Origin of the sequence: Pseudomonas sp. GD03875 (assembly GCF_029840585.1) — a bacterium.
GTDB lineage: Bacteria > Pseudomonadota > Gammaproteobacteria > Pseudomonadales > Pseudomonadaceae > Aquipseudomonas > Aquipseudomonas paralcaligenes.
The window spans coordinates 57,484-67,925 of the sequence record NZ_JAOCCV010000028.1; the positions used below are offsets into that span (position 1 = coordinate 57,484).

Annotated in this window: 5 protein-coding genes and 1 riboswitch; of the genes, 4 read left to right on the plus strand and 1 reads right to left on the minus strand. The window is 64.9% G+C overall.

Going from position 1 to position 10,442, the window contains the following annotated elements; all coding sequences use genetic code 11:
• Entirely contained in the window at nucleotides 1-2,262 is a 2,262-nt protein-coding gene (locus N5D30_RS20395) for a hypothetical protein (RefSeq protein ID WP_279910451.1), read from the plus strand.
• Nucleotides 2,263-2,311: 49 nt separating this feature from the next.
• Entirely contained in the window at nucleotides 2,312-4,597 is a 2,286-nt protein-coding gene (locus N5D30_RS20400; RefSeq protein WP_279910452.1) for a sulfatase-like hydrolase/transferase, read from the plus strand.
• Nucleotides 4,598-4,670: 73 nt separating this feature from the next.
• On the opposite strand, the gene thiC is transcribed toward N5D30_RS20400, so the two are convergent.
• Nucleotides 4,671-6,554 (minus strand): phosphomethylpyrimidine synthase ThiC, encoded by a 1,884-nt coding sequence (thiC, locus tag N5D30_RS20405; protein ID WP_279910454.1) that lies wholly within the window; start codon nucleotides 6,552-6,554, stop codon nucleotides 4,671-4,673.
• An 85-nt stretch (nucleotides 6,555-6,639) separates the two neighbouring features.
• A riboswitch (TPP riboswitch) is annotated at nucleotides 6,640-6,746 on the minus strand.
• Nucleotides 6,747-6,945: 199 nt separating this feature from the next.
• Here thiC and N5D30_RS20410 point away from each other — a divergent pair.
• Together N5D30_RS20410 and N5D30_RS20415 are read left to right on the plus strand one after the other, a co-directional pair.
• Entirely contained in the window at nucleotides 6,946-8,385 is a 1,440-nt protein-coding gene (locus N5D30_RS20410; protein WP_279901951.1) for a TolC family outer membrane protein, read from the plus strand.
• A 139-nt stretch (nucleotides 8,386-8,524) separates the two neighbouring features.
• Nucleotides 8,525-10,442 (plus strand): methyl-accepting chemotaxis protein (locus N5D30_RS20415; RefSeq protein WP_279910455.1); only part of this gene is annotated, 1,918 nt, incomplete at its 3' end.

The window sequence follows — 10,442 nt, forward strand, 5'->3', positions numbered from 1 at the left end:
ATGAAAAAGACTCTGCTGTTCCTTGCGCTCTCCCTGGTCATGTCCGGTTGTTCGGAGGGGCAGCCAGATGTCGCTGCCGTGGGTTATGTCGATAACCCGGTCGACGGCAAATTCGCTGACGGCTACATCTTTCTCAACGGTTGGGCGGTCGATCCCGATGGTCTGCAGTCGGTGGAGATCGTAGTCAACGACCAGCAGGTGTTTCTGGCTAGTACCGGCATCGAAAGGGCCGACGTGGTTGCGGCCAGGCCGGACCTGAGCGAAACGGCTCGCTCGGGGTTCCAGTTCGAGGGGGATATTTCCAATCTCTTGGAGGGCAACGACGTCGTCGAGGTTCGTACTCTGGACCGCCAGGGGAACCGTACTCAGCTGGCGCGTCTGAATGTCCTGGCCGCGCCGCCGTCGCCATGGCGAGAGCTGGTCCAGCGCTATCCTCAGTGGAAAGAGGATGTGTTTCATCTGGCTGTCGGAACCAGCGGTGCGGATGACGCGCAGCTGAAGGATTTCGCCGCCGAGTACGCCGCCTTCCAGAGCGATACGATCAAGTTCGGGGTACGTGTGCCGGTGCTGTACATGCGCACGACCAAGGGGCGCGCCGGTGACTGGGTGTTCGATCCGGATTTCGATACCTCGACGGAGCAGGATGGCAAGGTCATCGCCGAAGACTCCTTGCGCCGCGTCCTCGACCTGTCCAGGCAATACCAGGTTCCGCTGTTGTTGACCCTTAACGGCGGCGTATGGGCCGATGCGCGCGCCAGTGCGCCTGAGTGGGATCTGAACGACTACCTCGAGGAGGGCAAGGCCAATGTGCAGTGGACCGCCAAGGGTGAGGCGTACCCGGACGATTATCTGAAGAACCTGCCGGGCTCCGAGGAGTCGCCGGAGCTGGCCAACTCGCTGACGTTCAATTACTACGCCACGACCGTGCATGCCTACAAGAAGCGCAACCTGCAGGCTTCGGCTGCCGTGGTTGCCGAGTTTGCGCGCGAGAATCCTCACCTGTTCATCGGGATCAACCTGGACCCGGACGTCTATATCAATCCGTTCTTCTCGGGCGAGGAATGGTTCGACTACAACCCGGGCACATTGCGCCAGTTCCGCGAATGGCTGACTGCGAGCGGTCCGTATGCGCCGGGGCAGCCGCTGGCGGGGCTGGCTCGCAGCCAGTTGCTGAGGCTCGATGAAATCAACGAGCTGGCCGGCGAGCATTTCAAGAGCTGGGACGAGGTGGTGCCGCCGACCCCGGGACGCTGGTTCTGGCGCAATCCCTGGTTCGGCGTGTGGGAGCAGTTCCGGCGCCACTTGGTGCACAGGCATCACGACGACATGTCGCAATGGGTGGCCGAGGCGGGGATCGATCCGTCGAAGATCTTCACCTCCCAGGGCTTCATGGCTCCCCAGGGCAAGGCCGACCCTCTGCCGATCTTTGTGGAAAGCCCGGTCAAGAACTACGATACGGCCGGCGTCAGCATAGAAGGCGCCAAGCCTTCGCACGGGCACCTGGGAGCCATCCTGTACGGCCGCAGCGCTCGCAACGACATCGCCATGGAGAATGGCCGGACCCTGTTCGGCACCATCCAGGACTTCGATCTGGACTGGGGGATCTCCGAATACAGTGCCTCCGACTTCCTCGAGCCCACCAAATTGGCAGGCTACGGTGACTCCTACCTGTCCATGCTGCAGGTGTTCAACAGCAATGCCCGCTTCGTTTCGCCCATGGCCTGGAACGGCTCCAACGGCATCTACGAGGGGCAGCCGGGGTTCTCTTCCTTCACCTCCTGGCGCAATACGCCGGCGGAAATGGCCTTCAAGGACTTCGCGTTAGCCCGGGCGGGGCTGCCCCGCTCCGCGAAGCTGTGGCCGTTCGGCCTGCGCTCCGCAGTCGGTAGCGAGGGCTGGCAGTTGCTCGCCGATACCCAACTGAAAGGCGAGAGAAGGGCGCTGTGGGTTTCCCCGAATGAGAAGGGCGTGGCAACCTTGCTTTCCCCCGAGATCGGCCTGGAAGGCGGGCGTCGTCATCTGCTGGTGATGGGATTCGAGCAAGTGGCAGCGGAGACGAGCGTCGAGGTGATCGGTACCGACACCGATGGCAAGGAGTTGCAGGTTCTCGCGTCTGCTACCGATATCGGTGCGCTGCGCTCGGGGATTGCCGGTGTGGAACTGGAACTGGTCCTTCCGGAGAAGGCGCCGAAGCATCTGATGATTCGTTTCCAGTCCCCGTCGGATGTGCGTCTCGATCATGTCCTTCTCGCGCCCCTGTAAACGGGGCATGTGTTTTTCTGATCTGAGAGCTTTCTAGCAATTATCCCCAATGAGTTATCCAGTACTTATCAACGTCGTTCTCTCCCTCGCACTGCTATTGCTGTTGATATTCAGCCGTCGGCCGCTGTGGCCCAAGAGCATTCTGGTCGCACTCTTTCTCCTGGTCGCAGGAGCCTGGTGGGGGGCGAATCGTTTTACCGACAGTGGCTTCGACCTGTCAGTGCTCTACCACCTCCAGACCGGTGTGAAGGGGGCCGGTTATTCCGAGTACCTCCCGGAGCTGCTGATCGTCTGCACGTCTCTGGCGGCCGTACTGATCGCGTTGACCTTGCCTCTGTGGCGCAGGGCATGGGGTTTCGTGCCTTCGTCCTTGTTCGTCGTTGCATATGGCCTGTCGCTGTGGCTGGCGCCGGGCCCCGGTAGCTTGTATTCGCTGATGAAGGAGTACGGCTCCCTGGCGGGGAGTGTCGAGGATAAGGCGCAGGAATATCGAACGCCTGCAGGGACCCTGAAGCGGCCGCGCAATGTGGTTTATATCTATGCCGAGAGTCTGGAGCGCACCTATCTGGACGAGGAACGGTTTCCGGAACTGATGCTGAACATCAAGCGCCTGAGCTCGGAGGCTCTGGACTTCTCCGGCATTGCTCAGTTACCCGGCACCGGCTGGACCATCGCGGGTATGGTCAGCTCCCAGTGCGGTGTCCCCCTGAGCATGCCTGTAAGCCAGGGGAACACGATGGCGGGACGTTCCAGCTTCCTTTCGGGGGCAACCTGTCTGGGCGACTTTCTTGTCGGGCAGGGCTACCGGGCCGCGTTCTATGGCGGCGCCGACTCGTCGTTCGCCGGCAAGCACGGTTTCCTGACGCAGCATGGTTTCGACAAGGTCGTCGGTCTCGAATATTTCTCCACGCTGCCGGAACTGGCGGCAGAGGACATGTCCGCCTGGGGCGTCAAGGACGATGTCCTGCTCGACCATGCCTACAAGGCCTATGAGGCGTTGAGTGCCGATTCCGCGCCGTTCCTTCTGTCGCTGCTGACCCTCGATACCCATCACCCGTCCGGGCACATGTCGGCCAGCTGCTCCGGCCTGCACTATGCCCATAGCGACCTGCCCATGCTGCAGGCGGTCCACTGCTCCGATCATTTGCTGGGTAGCTTCGTCGACAAGATAAGGCGCAGCCCGTGGGGAGCCGATACGGTCGTGGTGCTTGCGTCGGATCACCTGGCGATGGTCAACGATGCGCAGACTCTGCTGCAGGGCAATGGCGAGCCGCGCAAGAATCTGTTCCTCATCTTCGATCCCGGGCGGGCTCCAGGTGTCATCGAGACCAAGGGGGCCGTCCTGGACGAGGGCGCCACCGTGCTTGACGTTCTGGGCGCGAGCGAGCCTGCATTGGGTTTCGGGCGCTCTCTGCTGGGCACCGGGTCTGACGACGGCATGTCCCAGGCCCATGCGCGGAAAGACCCGCTGGGAGGCTACATGTCCTTCGCCCGAGGGCTCTGGCTGGCCCCCTCGATCGATCAGGGCGTCACGGTGGAAGGCGATCAACTTCGCATTGGCGAAGAGACGACCACGCTGCCCCTGCTGGTGTCGCTGGAGGACGGGGGGCGGATTCGCGAGTTCTACCTGAACAATCCGCTGGGGAGCTTCATGAGCCTGCCGCCCGAGCGCTACTACCTGTATGTGGATCTCTGCGAAGTCCAGGGGCGTCCCGGGGACGGCTACTGCATGCTCTATGGGAAGAAAGGGGTGTGGAACATACCGTTTTCCCAGGAGGACCTGCTCCAGACTGTGGTGCCGACCGAGCCCCAGCACCTGCGCCGACGGGAAGTGTGGAACGGCCCCGCGTGGCATGTCGCCATGCGCGACCAGCTGCAGGTCCTGTCCGGTGGCTTTCCACATCCGAGCAAGGTGATCCGTGGCCAGGAGCAGGCCGTCCCGGAGCGAGGGCTGACCGTCTACGATCTCAGTGCCGAAGGCGAATTCCTGGCGGCGACCCGTTACGACACCTGTGCCGATACGGTCGAAGAGCCGACCGTGACAGTGTCCGGACGCTACAGACTGGTCGTCTCGGCGGATTCGGCCCTGTGCGAGGACCGCGGTCTGCTGGAAAAGCTGGGGCTGGAGCTGGGTAGCGAGGTCATCTCCGCACTGCAGTTCCGTCAGCCCTACATGGGGATCTTCGATCGACAGGAGGGGCGCTGGCTGGTCGAGCTGAGCGGGGAGAAGGAAACGGTTCTCCACCGGTTCTTCAGCCTGTCCGGGCATCAGCTGGTCAGGCCCTGCGAACTGCTGGGGCGCTGCGGGCGGGAGCTTGGGGCGCTGCAGCGCTGATGCTTCTCTTTTAGCTTGTGGTGCGAAGGCTCCGCTCCCCTGTGCCGTGGCCAAGGGGAGCGGAAGGCGGGTTCTACACCTGCTTGTAGATCACCGCGCCTTCGTCCTTGAAGCGCTCGGACTGTTCGGCGAAACCGGCCTCGATGGCCTTCTGCTCGTCGGTCAGGCCGTTCTCCTTGGCGTAGTCGCGCACCTCCTGGGTGATTTTCATGGAGCAGAACTTCGGTCCGCACATGGAGCAGAAGTGGGCGACCTTGGCCGAGTCCTTGGGCAGGGTCTCGTCGTGGAAGGCGCGGGCGGTGTCCGGGTCCAGGCCGAGGTTGAACTGGTCTTCCCAGCGGAACTCGAAGCGCGCCTTGCTCAGGGCGTTGTCGCGGATCTGCGCGCCGGGGTGGCCCTTGGCGAGGTCGGCGGCGTGGGCGGCGATCTTGTAGGTGATGATGCCGGTCTTCACGTCATCCTTGTTCGGCAGGCCCAGGTGCTCCTTGGGCGTGACGTAGCAGAGCATGGCGCAGCCGAACCAGCCGATCATGGCGGCGCCGATGCCGCTGGTGATGTGGTCGTAGCCGGGGGCGATGTCGGTGGTCAGCGGGCCGAGGGTGTAGAAGGGCGCCTCGTCGCAGCACTCCAGCTGCTTGTCCATGTTCTCCTTGATCAGCTGCATCGGCACGTGGCCGGGGCCTTCGATCATGCACTGCACGTCGTGCTTCCAGGCGATCTTGGTCAACTCGCCGAGAGTCTCCAGTTCGCCGAACTGGGCCGCGTCGTTGGCGTCGGCGATGGACCCCGGGCGCAGGCCGTCGCCCAGCGAGAAGCTGACGTCGTAGGCCTTCATGATTTCGCAGATTTCCTCGAAGTGGGTGTAGAGGAAATTCTCCTGGTGATGCGCCAGGCACCACTTGGCCATGATCGAGCCACCGCGCGAGACGATGCCGGTGACCCGCTTGGCGGTCAGCGGCACATAGCGCAGCAGCACGCCGGCGTGGATGGTGAAGTAGTCCACGCCCTGCTCGGCCTGTTCGATCAGGGTGTCGCGGAACAGCTCCCAGGTCAGGTCCTCGGCGATGCCGTTGACCTTCTCCAGGGCCTGGTAGATCGGCACGGTGCCGATCGGCACCGGCGAGTTGCGGATGATCCACTCGCGGGTCTCATGGATGTGCTTGCCGGTGGACAGATCCATCACCGTGTCCGAGCCCCAGCGGATGCCCCAGGTCAGCTTGGCCACTTCTTCCTCGATGGAGGAGCCCAGCGCCGAGTTGCCGATGTTGCCGTTGATCTTCACCAGGAAGTTGCGGCCGATGATCATCGGCTCCAGCTCCACGTGGTTGATGTTGGCCGGGATGATGGCGCGGCCGCGGGCGACCTCGCTGCGCACGAACTCGGGTGTGATCTCCTTGGGAATGCTGGCGCCGAAGCTGTGACCGGCGTGCTGCTCCTTGAGCAGGCCGGCCTCGCGCGCTTCGGTCAGCTTCATGTTCTCGCGGATGGCGACGTATTCCATCTCGGGCGTGATGATGCCCTGCCTGGCGTAGTGCATCTGGCTGACGTTCTTGCCGGCCTTGGCCCGGCGCGGGTTGCGCACGTGGGCGAAGCGCATGGCGGTCAGCTCGGCGTCGGCCAGGCGGCGTTGGCCGAATTCCGAGGACAGGCCCGGCAGCTTCTCGGTATCGCCACGATCCTCGATCCAGGCGCTGCGCACGTCGGCCAGGCCCTGGCGCACGTCGATCTGCACACTCGGGTCGGTATAGGGACCTGAGGTGTCGTAGACGGTGACCGGTGGGTTGATCTCGCCACCGAAGGCGGTGGGCGTGACATCCAGGCTGATCTCGCGCATGGGTACGCGGATGTCCGGGCGCGAACCCTGCACATAGACCTTCTGCGAGCGCGGGAAGGGCTGGATCGACTGCTGGTCGACCTTGGCGCTTTCACTCAGGTGTACTTGTTGTTTGATGCTCATCGGCTCGGCTCCTCGGCTGGATGTCGGAGCGAACCTGATGGCGGAAGGCGCACCACGGGTGGTGCCGAGAGGGCTCGCGCGGATGCGGCGAGGACATCTTGTTCCCTACGCAGGCCTTAACCTGATCAGGTTCAACGGGATCCGGAACTATCCGATCTCAGCCCACGACTCTGGGCACCCCGACAAGAACTGCCAGCAGTCTAATCAAGGTCGATGGAGACAACAATTCGAGGGGGAGATTTCGTTGTGGGGCGCAACTATCCAGATGTTTCGATTCTGATTGTTGCGAGCGGGAAACAAAGCATGTCGCCAACCGATCTGCCGGCTCCTTGACCGTTGTCCGTGCCCACTTTAGCCTTGCCCGGTTACCCAACGCATCCTAGGACTGATCATGCTACGCAGACTCTCTCTGGCGCTCGCAGTAGCTGCTGCCACCGGAATGGCCTGGGCGGAAGACGCCCCCCTGGCAAGCAAGACCGATCTGGTCACCGTCTACAACGAGGCGGTGAAGAACAACGCCGACCTCGCGGCCGCCCGCGCCAACTACGCGGCGATCAGCGAAGTGGTGCCCCAGGCCCGCGCCGGCCTGTTGCCGAACCTGTCGGCGGGCGCCGATGCGATGAACACCGACACCGACGTCGATACCCGGGCGGGCAACGTCAGCGCTTCGCGCAGCGGCCTGTCCTATCGCGCCAGCCTCAGCCAGCCCCTGTTCCGTGCCGATCGCTGGTACCAGTTCCAGGCGGCCAAGGCCACCGACCAGCAATATGCCCTGCAGCTCTCGGCCACCGAGCAGAACCTGATCCTGCAGAGCGCCGAAACCTACTTCGCCGTGCTCCGTGCCCAGGACACCCTGGCTTCGACCAAGGCCGAGGAGGCGGCGTTCAAGCGCCAGCTGGACCAGGCCAACGAGCGCTTCGACGTGGGCCTGTCGGACAAGACCGACGTGCTCGAGGCACAGGCCGGTCACGACACCGCCAGGGCCAACCGGATTCTCGCCCAGCGCTCCGTGGATGACGCCTTCCAGGCGCTGGTCACCCTGACCAACCGCGATTACGGCTCCATCGAAGGCATCCTGCACACCCTGCCGGTGCTGGTGCCGACACCGAACGACGCCAAGGCCTGGGTGGATACCGCCGCCCAGCAGAACCTCAACCTGCAGGCCAGCAACTACGCGGTGGATGCCGCCGAGGAAACCCTGCGCCAGCGCAAGGCCGGCCATGCGCCGACCCTGGACGCCGTTGCGCAGTACCAGAAGGGCGACAACGACTCCCTCGGCTTCACCAACAACGGTGCGACGTCGATCTACGACGGCGATGCGGAGCAGACCAGCATCGGCCTGCAACTGAACATCCCGATCTACAGCGGCGGCCTGACCAGCTCCCAGGTGCGCGAGGCCTACCATCGCCTGAACCAGGGCGAGCAGGAGCGCGAGAGCCTGCGCCGCCAGGTGGTGGAGAACACCCGCAACCTGCACCGCGCGGTGAACACCGACGTGGAAACCGTGCAGGCGCGCCGGCAGTCGATCATCTCCAACCAGAGCGCCCTGGAGGCCACCGAGATCGGCTACCAGGTCGGCACCCGCAACATCGTCGACGTGCTCGACGCCCAGCGCCAGTTGTACGCTGCGGTGCGCAACTACAACAACGCCCGCTACGACTACATCCTCAACAACCTGCGCCTGAAGCAGGCGGCCGGTACCCTGGCTCCGTCCGATCTGGAGGCCCTGTCCGGCTTCCTCAAGCCGGACTACGACCCGGACAAGGACTTCCTGCCGCCGGACCTGGCCAAGGCCGCGGAAGCCCAGCTCAGGGGCAACTCGGACTACTGAGTCGCCAATCGAAGAAAGCCCCGCTCATGCGGGGCTTTTTTTTATGCTGGCATTTGGCCTATACCTTGCTTAGCTACAGCTTTGCCGAATACGGCCGATGCGCTGGCATAGGTCGTCCACGACCGGAAGGAGTTTCGCTGTGTCCGTTCTGTTCTCGCTGTTGCGCAGCCGGTTGCTGCGCCCTGTCTTCATTGCCCTGGTGCTGGCCATGCTGGCGCAGGTCGGCCTCGCGGTATGGCTGACGCGCGCCACGGTCGACGGCCTGGTCAACGACCTGACCCAGCGCCTGGGCGGGGAGAGCCAGCGCCTGGCCGACGAGCTGGGCAGCGCGGAGGAAGAGATGCGCGCTGGCCTGGCGGCGCTCTCCACCAATACCCGCGAGCGTCTCTCGGGTGGCCTCTCCGGCCAGCTCAAGGACGAACAGGCGCAGTTGCGCCAGGTGCTGGAGGAAAACCTCAAGCAGTCCGGCAACTCCATGGCCCAGTTGCTCGCCGGCGTGGCACCCAAGTCCATCTGGGACAACGACACGCCGGCCCTGACCGCGCTGACCCGTATTGTCCAGCGCGACCCGGCCGTGCTCTTCGCCGTGTTCTACGACGCCCAGGGCCAGCGCCTGACCCGCAACTTCAACCGCAGCAGCCCGCGGGTGCGCGAGCTGGTGGAGGCGGGGCAGGGGGACACCGCGCTGGCCAAGCTGATCGATGCCGCTTCGCGCGATGCCAAGGTGCACATGATCGAGGCGGACATCAATCCGATGGGGGCGTCCATCGGCAAGGTCCAGCTGGGCATGTCGCTGGATGGCGTGGAGCAGGAGCTGACCGCGCTGGACACCCGCTTCGCGACTCTGGTCGGCAGTGCGGGCGAGCTGGTCGACAAGAGCCTGACCGGCGCCGCCCAGGACAGTACCCAGGCCCTGCAGCAGCGTCTGCAACTGGCCGAACAGGCCACCGCCGACATGGCGCGCAACGGCAGCGAGACCGTGCAGCAGGCTGCCGAGAGCCTGCGCTGGCGCATCGCCTCGGGGTTGCTGGTGGTCGGCCTGCTGACCCTGGCCGTGGTGGCTCTGGTGCTGGGCTGGCGCGTGGTCAGTCGCCTGCAGTTGCTGATCGCGGCGCTCAAGGACCTGGCCGCCGGCGAGGGCGATCTGACCCGCCGGGTGCAGCTGGACAGCGACGACGAGGTCGGCGAGATGGCCGATGCGGTCAACCAGTTTATCGCCAAGCTGCAGCCCATCATTCGCGAGGCCGGCGAGGTGGCTCAGCGTACCGGCGAGGAAATCCGCAGCCTGGCCCAGCGCAGCGCGGCGGCGGAAGCCGCGGCCGGGCGTCAGCGCGACGAAGTGGCCGGTAGCCTGCAGGCGCTGGAGGAGATGGCGGCGGCGGCCCAGGCCGAGAGCCGGGCCATGCACGATGCCCAGCAGAGGGTCGCGGCGATCCGCCAGGCGGCCCATGAGAACGCGGCCATCGCCGCCAGGGTGGGCAGTCTGATCGAGGCGCTGGTGGCGCGGGTCGACAGCGGCTCGGCGGTGATCGAGAAGCTGGCCAAGCAGAGCGAACAGATCGAGGTGGTGCTGACGGTGATCCAGTCCATCGCCGAACAGACCAACCTGCTGGCCCTGAACGCGGCCATCGAGGCGGCGCGAGCCGGGGAGAGCGGTCGCGGCTTCGCGGTCGTGGCCGATGAGGTGCGCGCGCTGGCCAGCAAGACCCAGCAGTCCACCGGCGATATCCAGGCGCATATCACGGCCCTGCAGCAGGGCGCGCGCGAGGCGGTGGCGGTGATCAGCCAGGCCGGCGGCCAGGCGGCCGAGGGGCTGCAGGCACTGCGCGACAGCGCGCGCCTGCAGCAATCGGTGCAGGCGTCGGTGGACGAGGTGCATGGCGCCATCGACACCGCCACCCGTTCGGCCGCCCACCAGGCCGACGGTGCCTCGGCGGTGCGCGGTCGGGTCGAAGTGATCCACAGCGAGGCCCAGCGCGCGGCCCAGGCTGTCGGCGAGACGGCGGCCAGCGGCAGGGTGGTGGATGGGCTGGTGGCTCAGCTGCGAGCGAGCTTCG